At 49.9% G+C, this 18,339-nt stretch carries 11 protein-coding genes; 8 read left to right on the top strand and 3 right to left on the bottom strand.

The features are described from left to right. Positions 1-57: 57 nt before the first annotated feature. From ABJG22_RS08450 to ABJG22_RS08470, 5 genes are all read left to right on the top strand, one after another. Entirely contained in the window at positions 58-1,527 is a 1,470-nt protein-coding gene (locus tag ABJG22_RS08450) for a DUF3336 domain-containing protein (protein WP_348019796.1), read from the top strand. Continuing rightward, complete coding sequence (locus ABJG22_RS08455; protein ID WP_348019797.1) at positions 1,524-2,387, top strand: lysophospholipase; 864 nt, start codon at positions 1,524-1,526, stop codon at positions 2,385-2,387. Before ABJG22_RS08450 ends, ABJG22_RS08455 begins: the two co-directional genes overlap by 4 nt. 9 nt (positions 2,388-2,396) lie before the next feature. Continuing rightward, positions 2,397-3,326, top strand: coding sequence for an alpha/beta fold hydrolase (locus tag ABJG22_RS08460; protein WP_348019798.1), 930 nt, complete (start codon positions 2,397-2,399; stop codon positions 3,324-3,326). Positions 3,327-3,388: 62 nt separating this feature from the next. Beyond that, on the top strand, positions 3,389-4,390 hold the full coding sequence (locus ABJG22_RS08465) for an NAD(P)H-dependent glycerol-3-phosphate dehydrogenase (RefSeq protein ID WP_348019799.1): 1,002 nt from the start codon (positions 3,389-3,391) through the stop codon (positions 4,388-4,390). Between the two features lie 285 nt (positions 4,391-4,675). Then, positions 4,676-5,626, top strand: a complete 951-nt coding sequence (locus ABJG22_RS08470; RefSeq protein ID WP_348019800.1) for a crotonase/enoyl-CoA hydratase family protein — start codon at positions 4,676-4,678, stop codon at positions 5,624-5,626. A gap of 7 nt (positions 5,627-5,633) precedes the next feature. On the opposite strand, the gene ABJG22_RS08475 is transcribed toward ABJG22_RS08470, so the two are convergent. The 3 genes from ABJG22_RS08475 to putA form a co-directional block, all read right to left on the bottom strand. Further along, positions 5,634-8,210 (bottom strand): ATP-binding protein, encoded by a 2,577-nt coding sequence (locus tag ABJG22_RS08475; protein ID WP_348019801.1) that lies wholly within the window; start codon positions 8,208-8,210, stop codon positions 5,634-5,636. A 5-nt stretch (positions 8,211-8,215) separates the two neighbouring features. Beyond that, complete coding sequence (locus ABJG22_RS08480) at positions 8,216-10,375, bottom strand: EAL domain-containing protein (protein ID WP_348019802.1); 2,160 nt, start codon at positions 10,373-10,375, stop codon at positions 8,216-8,218. Positions 10,376-10,483: 108 nt separating this feature from the next. Then, on the bottom strand, positions 10,484-14,161 hold the full coding sequence (gene putA / locus ABJG22_RS08485; protein ID WP_348019803.1) for a bifunctional proline dehydrogenase/L-glutamate gamma-semialdehyde dehydrogenase PutA: 3,678 nt from the start codon (positions 14,159-14,161) through the stop codon (positions 10,484-10,486). 125 nt (positions 14,162-14,286) lie between these two features. Here putA and ABJG22_RS08490 point away from each other — a divergent pair, with 125 nt between their 5' ends. From ABJG22_RS08490 to thyA, 3 genes are all read left to right on the top strand, one after another. Then, positions 14,287-14,778, top strand: a complete 492-nt coding sequence (locus ABJG22_RS08490) for an Lrp/AsnC ligand binding domain-containing protein (protein ID WP_348019804.1) — start codon at positions 14,287-14,289, stop codon at positions 14,776-14,778. A gap of 214 nt (positions 14,779-14,992) precedes the next feature. Further along, entirely contained in the window at positions 14,993-17,146 is a 2,154-nt protein-coding gene (locus ABJG22_RS08495; protein WP_348019805.1) for a caspase family protein, read from the top strand. A 153-nt stretch (positions 17,147-17,299) separates the two neighbouring features. After that, positions 17,300-18,232 carry a thymidylate synthase gene (gene thyA / locus ABJG22_RS08500; protein WP_348020334.1) on the top strand — a complete coding sequence of 311 codons (933 nt, stop codon included), beginning with the start codon at positions 17,300-17,302 and terminating at the stop codon, positions 18,230-18,232. Positions 18,233-18,339: the final 107 nt, after the last annotated feature.

An 18,339-nucleotide genomic window follows, 5' to 3' on the forward strand; every position in this document is an offset into this window, starting at 1 on the left:
TGCTTTTCGGGCGGTGAATGCTCCCATGCGTAATTTTGGTGAAAGAGTGAACCGAAGATGATCCTGAACACGACTTTGAAGATGGAAAAAGCGATGGCGCAGGCCAAGAGCTATTCCGAATGGTCGAAAGCCGCGAAAGCGCACGACAAATCCACCGGAGTCGACATATGGAAAACATCGGATGAAAGTAAGCATTTCGATCATATATCCATCCGCCGCCGATTGAAACGCCTCTCAAAGCTTTGGAAGTCGCAGGACAATGCGGGGCTTCTCTATGCTTTGAACGAAGGTATCCATGGAAATATGGATGGTATGGGCAATGCTCGTCTTCATCAAAAGGCCAAATTTGGTACGAAGCGGCTTATCCAAGACTATGTCGATGCGATCGCAAATTCGCTGGAATATCTAGCGAGCGACAAGGTGACCGATATACCTTTTGAGGAAAAGCTCGATTTTTTCCGGCGCGCGCAGCATTGCTATGGGCGTTCTGCTTTTCTGATGAGCGGTTCTGGTGCCTATCTCTATTTCCATGTTGGGGTCGCGAAGGCGCTTTGGGAGGAAGGGCTGCTTCCTCATATCATGTCCGGGTCCAGCGGCGGTTCTGTCGTGGGTGCCCTGATAAGTACCCACGCCGACGCAGAGATACCGCCATTTTTTGAACCGGAAAACCTGATTATCGGTGCTGACAAAGAAGATGACGGGCAGGGTGGTTTTCTGGGTGGGGCCAGACGGATGCGGGCAGATGAAATACGCCAGCGGTTGTCAGACATGCTTCCTGATTTGACGTTTCAGGAGGCCTATGAGCTTACCGGTCGTCATCTTAATGTTTCTATTGCGCCGGCAGAAGAACATCAGACTTCAAGGCTGTTGAACGCTATTGCATCTCCCAACGTCTATATTCGCGAAGCGGTGCTGGCCTCTTGCGCAGTTCCTGGCATTTATCCGCCGGTCACGCTGGCGGCCAAAAACCATCGCGGCGAGCGGGTTCCTTATTTGCCAAATCGCAAATGGGTGGACGGATCGGTGACGCATGACCTTCCGGTTAAGCGGCTCGCACGGCTTTATGGCGTGAATCACCATATCGTCAGCCAGGCCAATCCATTGATCACGCCTTTTGCCACGGACGTCAGTCATAAACGCAATCCACTCTCGTCTATCCGCAATGCGTCGACAGCGACTTGGAAAGCATGGATCAACGCCAATGTGGAAATTATGCAGAAGCCGCTATCCTATTTCCCGCGTTTGAATAGCATGGCAAATATGGCTTTGTCGGTGATCAACCAGGATTACACAGGTGATATCAACATTATCCGACCGACAATGTTCTGGGGACCATCGAAGCTTTTAAGTAATTTGCCGGTAGAGGATATCACGGAGCTGGTGGAGCTCGGTGAACGAACCACATGGCCAAAAATTGAAATGGTTCGCACCCAAACGAAGATTAGTCAGACGCTGGACCGGATATTATTCGAATATGAGAACGAACTGGCGCATGATCACGAGGTCGTGAAAAGGAAAATCGCTTGAAACAGGAAGACGGTAGGTTAGTCCTTTCAAAGGGATCAAAAGCGGCGGGGGCCCAGTTATATTGGCAGAAATGGCTGCCGGCAGGTAAACCCAAGGCCCTCATCATGCTTGTGCACGGCTATGCGGAACATAGCGGTCGATACCAGTATTTCGCAGAACATTGCTTGAGCAAAGGCTATGCTGTTTATGCGGTGGATCACTGGGGGCACGGACAATCGGATGGCACGCCCGGATTCGTTCCGGAATTTTCCGTATTCGGTGACGGGGTTGATCAGTTGCTGGCCCGTGCAAAAGAAGATTTCTCCGATTTACCGGTCATGCTTGTCGGGCACAGCATGGGCGGGTTGATTAGTGCGGCCTATTTGTTGAAAAAACAGGCAAGCTTTGCTGCCTGTGTGCTTTCCGGTCCGGCGATAAAGGCAGCGGAAGAACCCTCTGCATTCCTCAAAGCCGTCAGCGGCTTTTTATCTCGGTTTTTTCCCAAGCTTGGCGTGCTCGAACTTGATTCTGATGGGGTTAGTCGTGATACGAAAGTTGTCGCCGACTATTTGGCAGATCCGTTGGTTTATAATGGAAAGATGGGGGCCAGATTGGCCGCAGAAATGCTGAACAACATGACCAGCGTTCAGCAAAATGCCGATCAGATTTCACTACCACTTCTCCTGTTGCACGGTGAAGAAGATAGTCTTGCGGGCGTGGAAGGCTCCAAATTTCTAAACAGCCATGTTTCTTCCACTGAAAAGATGCTGAAAATCTATCCCGAGCTATTCCACGAGATTTTCAATGAGCCGGAAAAAGATCAAGTCCTCAATGATATGACTGATTGGTTGGATGCGCATCTGTCAGCCGCGAAGGGATAGGGGAAAGTCATGGCAATATTGGTTTCGATCTTAGGGCTTATTCTGCTGAGCTTGGTTGCCCTCTATGCACTGTTTCCGCGGGCTCTGTTCGAATTTTTGCGTAACGCCCTGCGTAAAAAGGGTCGGCTGACGCTGAAATCGATCCAAGTAGGGGATATGAACTGGCCTTATCTGGAGGGAGGGGCTCCCGATGCCGAACCTCTATTGCTGCTTCATGGCTTTGGCGGTGACAAGGACAACTGGGCTGCATATGCGCCAGAGATTGTTGGGCAATATCGGCTGATTGCTCCTGATTTACCCGGGTTTGGAGAAAATAACAGAGATATTGATCGCGATTATGACATGGCTACCCAAGCTTCGCGTGTCCGGGAATTCCTGGATGTGATGGGAATTGAAAAATGCCATATTGGTGGCAATAGCATGGGTGGTTATGTGTCGTTGCGCTTTGCATTGGACTATCCAGATTATCTGATGTCCTTGACATTGTTTAACAACGCCGGGGTCATTGGAGCCGACGAAAGCAAACTCCAGAAACAAGCCCAGGATGGTCAAAACCCGCTCGAGATTCAAAGTCCCGACGATGTGAAGCGGATGCTTGCTTTTATTGCTCACGAGCCGATGAAGGTTCCCGGACAATTTCGGAAAATCTTCTACGAAGATTCATCTGCGCATCGAGAGTTGCTCAACAAAATATTCTGGACCCTGGTCGAAGACGGCATGAACAATCCATTGAATGACCATCTTGATCAAGTGAAGGCACCAACATTGATCATATGGGGCCGTCACGATCAGTTGATTGATGTCAGTTGTGTGGATGTTTTGGAAAAGGGCATTCCAAACGCTGAATCGGTAGTGTTTGAGGATGTTGGCCATGTTCCGATGATAGAAAACCCAAAGGGAACGGCGCGGCATCATCTCGAGTTTCTTGCAAAATACTGAAATTCCTTTCAGTCTAAACGAGATGGGCTTCCGCTAGAGGAGTCGTCGGAGAAGGGATTTTTATGGAATTGAAAGTTGGATTGCTGGGTGGCGGGTCGTGGGGAACCACGGTGGCGTCGTTGGTGTCGCGTAACGCGCCGATTAAACTCTGGGCGCGGGATCCCGAAACGGTCAGCGATATCAACAACAATCATTGTAATAGCAAATATTTGCCGGACATAAAATTGCCATCGGCTTTGACCGCGACGTCCGAAATTGGCGAGGCGGTATCGGGTGCAGATGTGTTGGTTATGGGAATCCCCTCCAGCAATTTTCGCAGCGTATTGGAAGATGTTAAACAACATCTGCGGCCTTGGGTTCCGGTCATCAGTCTAACCAAGGGCCTAGAGCTGGCTACCAGCAAACGGATGACGGAGGTCATTGAAGAGGTTCTTCCCGGGCATCCTGTCGGCGTTTTGACTGGCCCCAATCTGGCGCGTGAAATTATGGCTGGCCAAGCGGCTGCCAGCGTAATCTCGATGGAAGATGAGATAATCGTGAAACAGCTACAGAAGCTTTTCCATTCCGGCTTTTTCCGCGTCTACACCAATACCGATTTGCTCGGCTGCGAATTGGGCGGCGTGCTCAAAAATATTATCGCTATTGCCGTGGGTATGGGTGATGGTCTGGGTGCAGGGGACAATACCCGGTCGGCCTTGATCACCAGAGGGCTTGCGGAAATTACGCGTTTGGGCGTTGCCATGGGCGGTAAAGCCGAGACATTTGCGGGTCTCACCGGAATGGGCGATATGATAGCCACTTGCACCAGCCCGTTGAGCCGCAATCGTCATGTCGGTGTCGAGCTTGGCAAAGGGCGTCATATTGATGAAATCATCGATGAAATGCTGATGGTAGCCGAGGGCGTTAAAAGTGCGCCGACAGTTATTGCGCTGGCGAAGAAATACGGGGTCGAGATGCCTATCGCCGAAGATGTTTTTGAAGTCACCAAGGGAAACCGCTCTGCTGTTCGAGCGTTCCGCGGGTTGGTAAATCAATCTGCCGGTGCAGAGTCAGATGCAGGCTAAAAACAGCCGGTGCTCACGGCGCTAAAATGCTCAAAACATGATTTAAAACATTGGGGTGATGACGGATAATTCGTTCAAAATCGCAAAATGTTAACGAATTCGGCTGCGCAAATTTGATTCAAATGACTCAAAGATAAGAAAATTTTCGAGTCAATTAAGCATGTTACGAAATCTTCTGAGTTTTACTTGCGTTGAAATGGGGCATATTGTAAAATTTTGTACCTTAGGCAGAGGAACTTGTTAGGCTGAGTATCGTCAAACACCTTGTCACATAAGGAGTATATTATGGACTTTAGCAATCGCGCTGCCAATGATGTGGAACAGAATTTGCTGATTGAAGCGAATGATTTGTTAGTCCATGCGCCCACTTCTGAACCTGATATTTTCGCGAAACAATTTAATGAAATTGATCTGAGGTTTGATCGATCTGATGAAATTTTCTGGTGCTATATGAACCAGACATCTCGTCCAAGTTACACCTATGAATTGGGAGATGAAATTCAACAGGTTCAAGACTGGATCCACTCGAACTATGCGATGGATGGGCTGAAAGTCGCAGATCCTTTGCGCTATTTTGTTTGTGGATCACACACACCCGGTATTTACAATTTGGGTGGTGACTTGAAGCATTTCGCCGACTGTATACGTCGTCGTGATTTGGGAGCATTGAAGAAATACGCTCGTACTTGCGTCCATATGCAATATGAGAATAGCACTGGCTTCGGTGCGCCGATCATTACCATGGCTTTGGTGCAGGGTGATGCTCTGGGCGGTGGATTTGAACATGCGCTGGCGTTCGATATATTGGTCGCCGAAAAAAGCGCGCGACTAGGCCTGCCGGAAATTCTATTCAATCTCTTTCCAGGCATGGGCGCCTACAGTTTCCTGAGACAACGTCTCGGCCGCAGAGATACGGAGCGCTTCATTCTTGAAGGCAAATTGTTCACCGCCTCTGAACTTTATGATCTTGGTGTAGTCGATATCTTGGCAGAAGATGGAATGGGCGAAGCGGCTATCATTGAATATACCAAAGAGAACCGCAAACGCTTCCACGCGGAACGGGCCGTTTATCGTGCCAGGAAAATCGCAAATCCAGTGAGCTTGGAAGAGCTGATGGAAGTCACCGATCTATGGGCCGAAACCGCGCTTTATCTTGAAGAAGCGGATGTCCGCAAGATGGAACGCTTAGCCAAGGCGCAGGATCGCCGCATCCAACGCTCATTGAGCGCGGTCTAGTAATCCACTAAATTTGTGCAACTTTTTCAACGGGCATATCGTCGTGATTGCTTGTCGAAACGGTTGCGAGATAGGCACGAACATCGGCTATTTGTTGCTCGACCTTGGCGAGATATTCACTCCGCATATCTTCGAAATCCCGTTCGGTGATCACTTCGAGTATTGAACATGTTTCGACGAGCCCGGTTGCGCCAATATTTGCAGCACCGCTTTTGAACGCATGGGCGTGGAACCGAAAGTCCTCTACCGATTCATCAACGATTGATTTTTTGAATGCGGTCAATATCTCGTTGGTATCCTCAAGATAGGATTCGATAATGGATTGAACGAAGGCATCATCTCCAATCGATAGCAGATATTCTAACTGAGCTGGATCGACTGCTGGTGTTGCGGGCTCGCTAGATTCACTATGGAGGTTGCTGATGACTCCGAGTGGGTCGGGAACGATTTCAAGGGCTGTTGAGCTGATATTACCGGCAGTCTGCGCAGTGATAACGTTGATTAACTCCTTGGCCTCTATCGGTTTTGTCAAGCGCAGATCCATACCGGCATCAAGGCATTTCTTTTCGGTTTCATCCGTTGAATCGGCCGTCAAACCAATGATCGGAATATGCTGACGCGGTCCTTCTATCTGACGCCATAATTTGCAGCATTCAATACCGCCCATGATTGGCATGTTCACATCGAGAAAGACAATATCAAAGGAAGTTTGCTCAAGCTCCTCAAGCGCTTTCTCACCGTCGGCTACCGCGGTAACTTCATGACCAGCATTGGCCAATATTGTTTCCAGTACCATCTGATTGGTACGATTGTCGTCAGCAATAAGCACCCGAGCCGATGCAGTGGTGGACGGCTGAGGCTCGATATCATTTCGTGGATCAGCATGCTGCTGTGCTCCCGTGACAAAGGAACAACCGATCTGGACGGCGCTGCGTATCGTGCCGAAGTCTGAACCCGCCGGAAGGAGAGTGGCGAAGGCCGCCCGCAGTTGGATGTCTTTGAGATTCTTCTCTTTGCCTTCAGCAAACAAGACGGGAGGAAGCTTGGCTTCCCGGAAAGCAGACCAAAGCGGCGATTCATCATCATGGTCGTTTGCAATTGCGTTATCCAACAGAGCGATATCGTAGGATTCGAGGTTCCGTTGATCCAAGATTTTTTCGACATCGTCCAATTCGTGACATTGGATATGATCTATCTGTATTGGTTGATCATCATCATTGCAGATGATCGGAGCATGACGATCTCGGGTAAGAGAGAGAATTCTAACGATGCTATCGTCAGCGCTATCCTCGTCTGCATCCAATTCTTCAATGTCTTGAGTTTCTGTAGGAAAAGACACGGTGAATGTGCTGCCAGCACCCAGCTCACTTTCCACCGAAATATCTCCACCCATTTGGGCCGCAAGATTTTGGCATATCGCCAAGCCAAGCCCTGTTCCACCGAACTCGCTTGCAATCGTTTCATCTGCTTGTTGGAAAACATCAAAAATTTTCTTCTGCGCTTCGATAGCAATGCCTGGACCGGTGTCGCTAACCGAAACCCACATTTGACTATGATCATTCTCGGAACCGAACCCGCATCTCAAGGTAATTGACCCTGATTCAGTGAATTTGACCGCGTTGCTGGTAAGATTGATGAGAATGTTGCGGACATAATCCAGTTGACCGGAGATGATCTGGTCGCTGCTAGGGTCTGCCTGAAGGACGATTTCGAGGCCTTTTTCGTCCGCCGCAATCTGCATGATGTCGCGCACTTCAGACAGGACAGCAACAACAGAAAATGGTTTCGGTTCTGGCAATTCTTCAGTTGAATCCGAATGTGCAAAACTAAGTAGCTGGTTGATCAGGTGCAATAGATGGCGCCCGGCCGATACACTGGTCGAGACCATTTGATGCTGCTTTTCCGGTAGCTTCATATCGAGCATATAGGTGCCATAGCCAATGATGGCATTGAGCGGCGTACGCAGTTCATGACTGATACTGGCGAGAAACAGGCTTTTGGACTTGTTGGCCGCTTCTGCTTCTTCCTTTGCTTGTGATATTTTGGTGATCAGCGTCGAGCAATATGCCGGTATCGCTATCAATCCGACAAGCAAACCGATGGAGAGGGAAGAGTTCTCGCGCCAAAAATCTACGGAATAGATCGTCCAGCCGAAAGCGAGAGACGCCATTGCTGACGCAAGGAAAAGCCAAGGGACTCCGAAGCGGAATCCATTTCCCAAAATGACCCATAGCAATAAGGGATAAACGGCAGCGGAGCTTTCTCCGCCAATCTGAAACAGGAAGGCTGCTGCGCCAAAATCCGTGCAAAGTCCTAGGAATCGCCTTAAGTCTGAAGGCGCGCGATCAACATGATAGGCGACCGCTATCGCGATGCTTACAACGAAATAGACACCGAAGCCGATGATCATTCCGGCCGGGGCGCCTAGAATGGCGCATGCTGAAAATGCGAGAACGATCAAAACTATCCTGTTTTTGATCATCTCATGTTCGCGGTCCCGAGCCTGACCATCCATACCATGGGAATGGTGGTGGTGATGGTGGTGGTGCGATTTTGAAGAACTATGGGTTTTTCTGGACAGCATATCGCTCAACCTTCTGCCGACCGGCTGGGCTCATCAATCTTACGACCTTCAAACAGCTTGCCAAGATCTTCGGCTCTTTGTGGCCGTGCAATTTTAAATCCTTGGATTTCATCGCAACCAGAAATTCGCAGCAAATCCAGCTGCGCATCATTTTCAACACCTTCCGCCACTACGCGCATATCCAGTGCGTGGGCCAAATGCGCGATGGTCCCGATGATGGCGCGATCTGCTGCGCTATGCTCGATGCGCGAGATGAAGGTGCGATCAATTTTAAGGCAGTTGGCAGGTAAATCTCTCAGATATTGCAGAGAGGAATAGCCGGTTCCGAAATCATCAATCGAGATTCCAACGCCATGGCTGCGAATGCGTTGCAGCGTTTCTCTCACCTGCTCATTGTTGTCGATCAGCAATTCTTCGGTGATCTCGATGGTAATTTGTGAAGGATCAATGTCATTGGCTTCAATATTTGCCAATAATTCATCGCAAAGCTTATTATTTTGGAATTGCCGTGGAGAAACATTGATCGCGACGCGGGGCAGGTCAATGCCTTTGTCCGCATAGGCTTTGATTTCGCGACATACTTCGCCAATGACCCAATTGCCGACAAGGTCCATGAGGCCGCTATCATCAGCAACGCGAATGAACTGAATTGGTAACAACCGGCCTCGAGTTGGGTGATCCCATCTGATCAGGGCTTCCAAGCCTACGTAATCAAGGTTTTTGGAGTCAACAATTGGCTGATATTCGAGCGCAAACTGGTTCTGATTCAGCGCATCACGCAATTCATTTTCTAGTGCTGCGTCGGCTTGGGCAATTTCGTTCATGCCTTCCGAGAAAAACCGATGGCAATTGCGGCCGTTTGCCTTGGCATCATACATGGCAAGATCCGCCATGCGCAGAACTTCTTCATATTCATCCCCATCACCGGGAATTAGGCTGACGCCAATTGACGCGCCGATGACTTGCTCAACGCCGCTAATCGCGTAAGGTTCGTTGATTGCCTTGAGGATTTTTGAACAACGAGAATTGATAGAATCCAGGCTTTCAAATTTGTTCAGGATGATTGCAAACTCATCGCCACCAATGCGTGCAGCAAAATCATCCGGCTCTATGACTTTGGAAATCCGTTCAGCAACTTCTCGCAAAAGCGCGTCACCACTATGGTGGCCACGGGTGTCATTGATGATCTTGAAGCGATCCAAGTCGAGAAGCAAAAGGGCTGCTTCGCTATTCGATTTTTTGCAGTTTTCAATCGTCGTTTTGACGTTTTCGGCAAGCAATACGCGGTTAGGAAGACCCGTCAGCATATCGTGCAATGCCAAGTGTGTTCGATGCTCTTCGGCAAATTTCCGGGCAGTGATATCGACTGCCGTTGTCAAAACGCCGATCGTTTCGCCTTTGTGATTAAGAAGTGGCGACTTGTTGCAATGGAAAATCAGATCGACGCCGTCGCTCGTTATTTTTTCTTCATAATGCGGGATAGCCAGTGAGGACTTCAGAACGAGGGCATCGCGTCGACGTGAATTGGCCGCCAGAGTGGATTCAAAATTATTGGCAAAATCTGTGCCCACCATTTCATCTGGATCTTTGTCGAACAAGGCAGATTGATAGGCGTTCGTAAACAGACATTTTCCGGAACGATCTGTGGCGTTGATCATGATCGGAATTGTGTCGATGATTTGTTCCAGCATACTTTTCCCTGAAGACCCTTCAGGAGATACTGTTGCACCAGAAGCGGCATGCTTGCGTTCGATTTCCGACGCCCGCCGGCGCAGTGTCACGCTTCTCTTGGTTTTGGTAAGCAAGGACGAAGCCCGGTTGCAGAATTCAACGTGCGAAACGGGGCTCTGAAGAAAATCTGTGGCGCCAGCATCTAGTGCGGCCAACCGACATTCTCGGTCCTGATGTGCTGTAATAACAATAGCAGGAATTTCGCTGGCACCCGGCATCATCCGGACTTGCCGGATAAATTCGGCACCATTCATTTGCGGCATACGATAGTCGACGACCATCAAATCCGCTTTGTTTTCACGAAGCCATTGTAGGGCTTCGACAGGGTCGGCATAGGTGACGGCGGAATACTTCTCCCCCATCAACGTAACGAACTGAGCATAGATCCTCAGGTTCGTTGGCCGATCATCAACTATTAATACACGCGTGCTCATGTTTATGGGCACTACAGGCCGATGTTCAAGATAAGGTTAACGTCCAATAACGAAATTATTTTTTACATCACAGCCTGTTATCGCGGCCCGCGCGAATCATGGTTTGAGTCAGGCGTTCAATAGTGAGACATCCCCGCCTGCTGCAGCAATATTGCGGGTTATAGTTTTTTCATGAACATAACGGTCCGCCAAATCACTGGGTATGAGCATCGGAATGATTGCTCCTTCTTTTTCTGCCAGCATTTTGCCCCAAACCCCAATTTTCGGATCTTGGGGGGAGACTAGCAGAGCGTCAAAGCTCCCCTGTTTTATGTTTGCAGCGATATCCGGTTCGGTAAGTGAAAACTGACCAATCAGGTTTGCGATGTCGTCATAGTCAGTCAGATTGGTGGGCAAAAGGTCAAGCGGCTTATTGGCGTCTTTGTCTATTTGTACAAAAATATTACCCGTTATCAGCGACCGTAAGCATCCCTGAGCAATCTCCTTGGGATCGGACAGTAAGGACAGAATGACCCCTCTGCCTCTCATCTGATAGAGATTAGTCTCTCCCGCCGGTGAGGCTAACCATTCAGAGGAGGGAAGGGCTTCCTTGCACCGCAAAATCTCTGACGCGAGAAGTGCTTTCCAATCGGCGGGCATGCTTTCTGTTGCTGCAGACAGGGCTTCGGCTTTATCTGTCCGGTCGAACCAGCTCATTTGTTGTTTGTGAATTCCGGCGAGATGATCGCAAACTGTAGCGAGGCTGCTTACGGAGAATGCACTCTGATCGCCGATGGCCACTTCGTCGGAAATAATAGGCTCGCCGTTCGATTTACTCAATCGGCGAAGATAGAGAGGCCCGCCTGCTTTGGGGCCTGTGCCCGACAGGCCATGGCCACCAAAAGGTTGAACGCCGACAACCGCGCCAATTTGGTTCCGGTTGATATATATATTACCGACATCGGCGGAGTCAGCCATCTGGTCGCTTACAGAGTCAATCCGGCTCTGAATTCCTAAGGTTAGACCATATCCTCTTTGACAGATTTTGCTAATTAGATCTTTCTTTTCCGCTGCCGGGAAACGAACCACATGCAGTACGGGGCCAAATATTTCTCGATCGAGATCCGAAAATTCGGTCAGTTCATAAGCGACCGGATAGACGAAGTGCCCTTGGTCAATGTCTTTACCCGGCGTTTGCTGGATCAATCGAGCGCTATGGTTCAGGCGGTTGATATGATCCTGAATATTGGTCCTGGCGGCGGTATCAATGACGGGCCCAATATCCGTTTCCAGCTTAACGGGGTCGCCAATCCGTAACGCTTCCATTGCGCCGGACAGCAATTGTATAAAATCATCGGCGATATCGTCTTGTATGCATAATATCCTGAGTGCGGAGCATCTTTGTCCCGCACTCTGAAAGGCCGATGAAATCACGGCGTCAACGGTCTGCTCCAGAAGCGCCGATGAATCGATGATCATGGCATTAATACCGCCTGTTTCGGCGATCAAAGGCGTTAAAGCTCTGCCCGCATCTGCGAGACTAGTTGCAATTCGTTTGGCAGTCGCCGTCGATCCTGTGAAGCAGACACCTGCCGTTGTGGGGTGTTTGACCAGCGTTTCACCAACAACAGCGCCATAACCGGGAATGAATTGCAAGGCGGCGGCATCCACACCTGCTTCATGAAGAAGCTTTATCGATTCCGCGGCAATTAGAGGCGTCTGTTCGGCCGGTTTGGCGACGACCGTATTGCCGGCCGCAAGAGCAGCGGTAATTTGTCCCATGAAAATGGCCAATGGAAAGTTCCATGGAGATATGCAGACTATAACCCCCAGTGCTTGACGGTTTTCGAAACTTCTATCGCGTGCTTGGGCGGCATAATATCGACAGAAATCGACTGCTTCCCGAACTTCATCAATGGCATCGCTCCACGACTTTCCGGCTTCTCGAATAGCGAGACCATGAAAAATATCGGCACGCGCTTCGAGCAGGTCGGCGGCTCGTTCCAATATTATTGCCCGATCATTTGCCGAACGGGATTGCCATTTTTTTAATGCAAAGTCTGCGCTCTCGATTGCTTCAACTACTTGGCGTGTAGTTGCCGGAGACCATTGGCCGACGACGTCATCCAACCGTGCAGGGTTTTGGATCGACATGGTTTTCGCCAGACATTCCTCACCATTGATGATTGGAAAGGCTTCGTAAGACGCCGCTTTTGCAGCCGCCAATCCCTTTTCAAATCTCTCTCGTTCAATAGGGTTGGACAAGTCCCATCCCATTGCAGCTTGTCGACCATCCTTCAGATATTGGCGAGGTGAGGGGATTTTGTCGTTATGCTTCTTTTCGAATCCGATCAGCGCCTGCAGGGGCGTGGCCGTCAAAGCGCGGATGTCGGTATAGGGATCGACCAGCTTATGGACGAAAGAACTATTCGCGCCATTTTCCAGCAACCGGCGGATCAAATAGGACAGCAGGTCCTTTTTCGTGCCGACAGGTGCGTAGACGCGGCTCTGAACATTGCCTTGATCCAAAATCATGTCGTGCAATTGTTGTCCCATGCCAAACAGCCGCTGGAACTCGAAGTCCATACGCTGTCCGGCCATTTGCTGCACGGCGGCGATGCTGTTGGCATTATGTGTTGCGAACTGTGGGCTGAACGCTTCCGGTTTCGAAAGAAGTTGAGCCGCACAAGCGAGATAGCTCAAATCAGTCATCTCTTTGCGGGTATATACCGGATAGCTGCTTAGTCCCATTTCCTGGGCTCGCTTTATTTCACTATCCCAATAGGCTCCTTTGACCAGCCGGATCATTAGCGGCGCACCTAGTTTCCCAGATTGTATGCTAAGCCAGTCCAGCAAGGGCAGGGCGCGCCTTTGATAGGCCTGAACGACAAAGCCTAAGCCATGCCATCCTTCTAATTCCGGTTTTTCAACCAATGCAGCGAGTACATCCATTGAAATGTCCAGTCGTTCAGCCTCCTCGGCATCAATTGTTATCTGGATGTTGGAGGCTTTGGCTTTGACGGCGAGTGGCAGCAGCAGATCGACCAATTCTGGAACCACCTGTTGCGCCTGTTCATATCCATAGCGGGGATGAAGGGCGGATAGCTTGATAGAAATCCCATTATTCTTTCGGGCGTCATGTGATTGCGCGTGGGCTGCGACTTGGTCGAGCGCGTTGCTATAGGCCCGATAGTAATTTGTCGCATCGATTGCTGTTCGAGCGGCTTCCCCCAGCATGTCGAAGGAAAACAGATATCCCTTCTTGCTATATCTGTCGGCTCTTTGCAGCGCCTGATCGAGTGTTTCGGCGAAAACAAACTGTGAGGATAGCATGCGAACGGCGAACCTGGTCGCTTGACGCAAAACCAGATTGCCGGCGGCCGCGATCGGGTTTCGTTTTTGACGGGTTGCGTTTAGCCATCGGTCTGCAAAGTGGAGCGCGCGACCGGCAAGGCTCATCGGAAGACTGTGTCCCGGGCCAGTATGCGATAGCCAGTCCCGACCCATGATCTTGTCGCGGATCAATTCGTCAGCTGTCTCCGGATCGGTAGTCCGCGAAAGTGCCTCGGCGAGCCGCATCAGTTGGACTCCCTCATCGTTCGATAGACCATATTCGGTTAGAAATTGGTCGATTAACGGAGGTTTGTTGTTCGAGCGCAGGCTAGCTATAAATTCTGTGCTGTTTTGTTTGATTTTCTGCCATTGCAGATCATCTAAAGGGAGCGCCGCGCGGAGCGTGTGAAACAGTGCATCTTCACTGCTTAGGCTGGCGGCTGCGATCCTTTGTCGCAGGGCTTCTTCATTCAATGCTGAGCTAGACTTGCATTCCATCATCTATATCTAGTTGAGATAATAGGAAGATGGTCCTAAACTTTAATTAAGTATAGAATTTTGAGCTATTTTTTGATCAAATTTTAGACCATTGGGGGCGTATGAGCGAAAAAGCATTGGATAGATTCGATTGGCTAATATTGGAAGCGGTGCAGGAGAATGGCCGACTGTCGCTTGCAGATTTGTCGGATCGCGTAGGACTTTCCAAAACACCTTGCCAAATGCGGCTGAAACGCTTGGAGCGTGAAGGCTATATCACGGGCTATCATGCCCGACTGAATACGCGCAAAGTGCGACAGAACTATGTCGTATTCATCGAGGTCAAGCTGGAGTCCACTAGTCGCCGTCATCTCGACGATTTTAATAGGGTCGTGAAAAAGAACGACGCCATTCAATCTTGCCATATGCTGGCAGGTGGATTTGACTATCTTCTAAAGGTACGCTGCCGGAACATGGAGGAATATCGTTCCATTTTGACCGATTTCATCAATGACCTCCCCGGTGTGCGTCAGACAAGCTCTTTTCCGGTCATGGAAGAAGTGAAGCGAATTTCATCCGTGAATCTGAAAAACAATTTCCATTATAAAGACTGAAATATTCGGTTTTTGCTGTCGACCAAGATGACCAAGCGAGCGAAAACATGCTCATCGGGATTGCATTGGGCGACTATTTTTGGTTAAAGCTTTTGAATTATTTGTGGAGGAGGGGCGCGTCTCCACAACGTCTATCATCGAAAAGCAACCGGTAAATATCCGTTTGCACATTGCGATGGGACCATGGGGGTAATTGATGATCCGACTTGGGATCATGATATTTATATGTGTCGCCACAATTTGGCCTGCGATGGTCGAAGCCAAACGTGTTGCGCTGATCATCGGCAATTCTGCTTATGTAAACACTAGTTCCTTACCCAATCCTACGAACGATGCGAATATTGTAGCTGATTCAGCCCGGGAAGCGGGCTTTGACGACGTCGTTGTTGCGCTGGATCTGACCATAAGTAGTTTCCAGAGAGAGCTGCGGACCTTCCGGGAAAAAGCCAATGGTGCCGACGTCGCTATGATCTACTATGCGGGTCATGGTATGGAAGGGCAGGGCAAAAACTGGCTCATACCGATTGATGCTGAACTGAATACGGCGTTCGACCTGCCTTATGAATCCATAAATATCGAACGTATGATGGAATCAGTGTCCGGCGCGCGGATAAGAATGGTTGTGCTGGATGCGTGCCGCAACAATCCATTTGGCAATAGATGGGCGTCGGGGACTCGGGCAGTGGCTAGAGGGCTTGCGGGGTTTGATGCCGATGGCGTGCTAGTGATTTATGCCGCAGCACCGGGGCAGACCGCTAGCGACGGAAATGGATTCAATTCCCCCTTTGCGCTGTCGCTTGCCAAACGACTGCCGCAACCAGACTTGCCGCTTCAACTTCTCGGTGGTGTTGTTCGTGATGATGTCTTGTCCGCTACTGGCGGCAACCAGCGCCCATTTGTCAGTGCGAGTATCACCGGTACGCCGGTCTATCTTGTGAAGCCGGCGGCACCAAAGCCCAATCCTGAATTAGCAACCAAAACGCGATCTCCGGCAGCACCTTTGTCGACCACCAATCGGTCGACTATGGACGCACTGATGTGGCGTGGCGCAAATGGTGCGGGGACGCTGGCTGCATACCAAGCCTATATAAAGGAATTCCCGACGGGGCTATTTGCCGATTTAGCCAAAAGAAATATTGAACAGTTAGGCGCTTCTCAGGGAGTAGCTTCTGTCCCATCGGTCGATTCTGGAACTAGCAGTTCTACGCAGAATCTTGTGTCCAAACCTCGTTCTTCGTCGACCTCTCAAGGAACCAATTCCGGCGTTCAATCGGGACCGGCCTCGGTCAGTTCGAAAAACATATCGGCACAGCCGAATATGCCCGACCTTCCTGTGCCGTCAACGAGAACAGGTTCAGAGACGCAGTTGGCTTATGTGCCGCCCACGACCGCCGAGCCAGATTTGCCGACCTTACCGGCGACACCCTTGTTGCCGAAGGAAGGCTATCCGGACTGCCGGGAAAGTTATCAGATATTTGAAATGCCGTTTGATAAAGCGGAGAACATCAACGAGTGCACGGTCAAGCTGGACAAATATTATAGCGAGATTTTGACCCCATTTCGCGAACGAATGATCCAGCATCAAAAGACTATTTCGCAACTTTATACCGATAAAGTCGGAGGGAATATGCGATATTCCCCCAAAAGCCAGGACGGCTTTTACGAGATGATGATGCGGGAGCATGCTGACTCTGATCCAGATGGGGCGAACCTCGCTGATTATCGTGCAGCGGAAGCGCGCTATCAAAAGGATCGTGAATATCTGCAGGATCGTTTTTGTTTCAACACCGGATGCGGCGGTTACCCGGTGCCGAAGTTTGATGTAGAAAAGGCGCTTGCTCAGCCAAAGGTTAAAATGGAGCGGTCGACAGGGAATACAGACACGACGCTTGCGTTGGCCAAGGACGAGCCAGAGAAGAAAAAAAGGAACAGGAAGAAGAAACCCCGTTCAAACTCAAAAAAATGCAAGGGCGCTAGAACCGGTGGTGGCTTGTTCGGTGGTTTGGTGGGCGGTGTAATCGGAGATGCGGCAGGCCTTGGTAAAGTTGGAACGTTAATCGCAAGTGGCGTCGGTGCGGTCGTGGGCGCGGAGATTGCCTGCCAACTTGATGAGAAAGAGCAGGAAAAAGCTGCAGAGGCGACGATGGCTGTCGTTGAAAAAGAAGAGGTTGGTGCCGTCGCAAAATGGCAAAGCCCGACCCGGGCCGACGTTTCCGGCTCTTCTATGATTACCGCTCTGACTGCTGAACCGGATGGCCGGAGATGCCTGAACATAACAGATGTTGCCATCATCGATGGTGAGGAAACAAAAATTGCCAAGCAGATGTGCCGTGGCCCCGGAGAGAAAAATTACACCGTCATGGCGTGACTTCTCCAGAATGTGCAAAAGCGCTGATATCAGCAACCATCATTCGAGACATTATGAGACCGGCGTAAAATTGATGCCAGATGCAACTGGCTGGTTGAGGATATGGCCAGAGCAGTCTAGCATTTGGATTACACATGGTTGGAGAATGATGGTTTGATTCCTGAACAGCATTATGAGCAGCAATATCTTGATGTGATGCGGAAAATTTGGACGCAAGGTGATGAACGCATCGATCGAACCGGCGTGGGCACGCGTGCTATTTTTGGTGTGACGATGCGCTTTGATCTAGCCAATGATGCTATCCCGCTGCTCACGACCAAGCGCGTATTCTGGAAAACGGCAGCGCGGGAAATGCTTTGGTTTCTCACCGGCGACACCAATATCCGTGAATTGGTGAAGCAGAAGGTTCATATTTGGACTGACTGGCCTCTTGATAAATATCGCAAGGAAACCGGAGAGCAGATCGACCGAGATAGCTTTGAACAAAGGATCATCGCAGATGATGCCTTTGCCGCGCAATGGGGCGATCTGGGGCCGGTCTATGGTAAGCAATGGGTCGATTGGCCGCGCTATACGCCGGCGGGTGAGGGGCTGTATCGGCGCGAGGAAACTGGCATTAATCAGATCGCGGCGCTGATCGACGGGATCAAGAACAACCCCGGTTCCCGGCGTCATATTTTTACCGGCTGGAACGTCGCCGAACTGGATGAGATGGCCTTGCCGCCTTGCCACAAAACCTATCAATTTTATGTTTCTGACGGGAAATTGTCAGGGCTACTCTATCAACGCAGCTGTGACCTTGGCCTTGGTTTTGCGTTTAACGTCTTTTCGGCCGCTCTTTTGATACGGATGATTGCGCAGCAATGTGATCTCGAACCGGGAGAACTGGTTTGGAATGGCGGTGATGTGCACCTTTATCTTAATCATGCTGATCTGGTAGAAGAGCAACTATCGCGCGAACCTTCGGGAGCTCCGACGTTCAAAATATTGCGGAGACCCGATTCCGTGTTTGGCTATCAAATTACGGATTTTGAAGTGGAGGGATATTTCCCACAATCTCACATTAGCGCGCCGGTTGCCGTCTAGGCTGAACGCCGCAGATTTCCAGTAATACACTTAGTGTAAATGAAAGTAAAATATCGCCTTCCAAATCTGTTTGGGAGTAAAAATGTTTATTTCTAGTAAAATATGAT

It is taken from the genome of Parasphingorhabdus sp. (genome assembly GCF_039939955.1).
Lineage (GTDB): Bacteria > Pseudomonadota > Alphaproteobacteria > Sphingomonadales > Sphingomonadaceae > Parasphingorhabdus.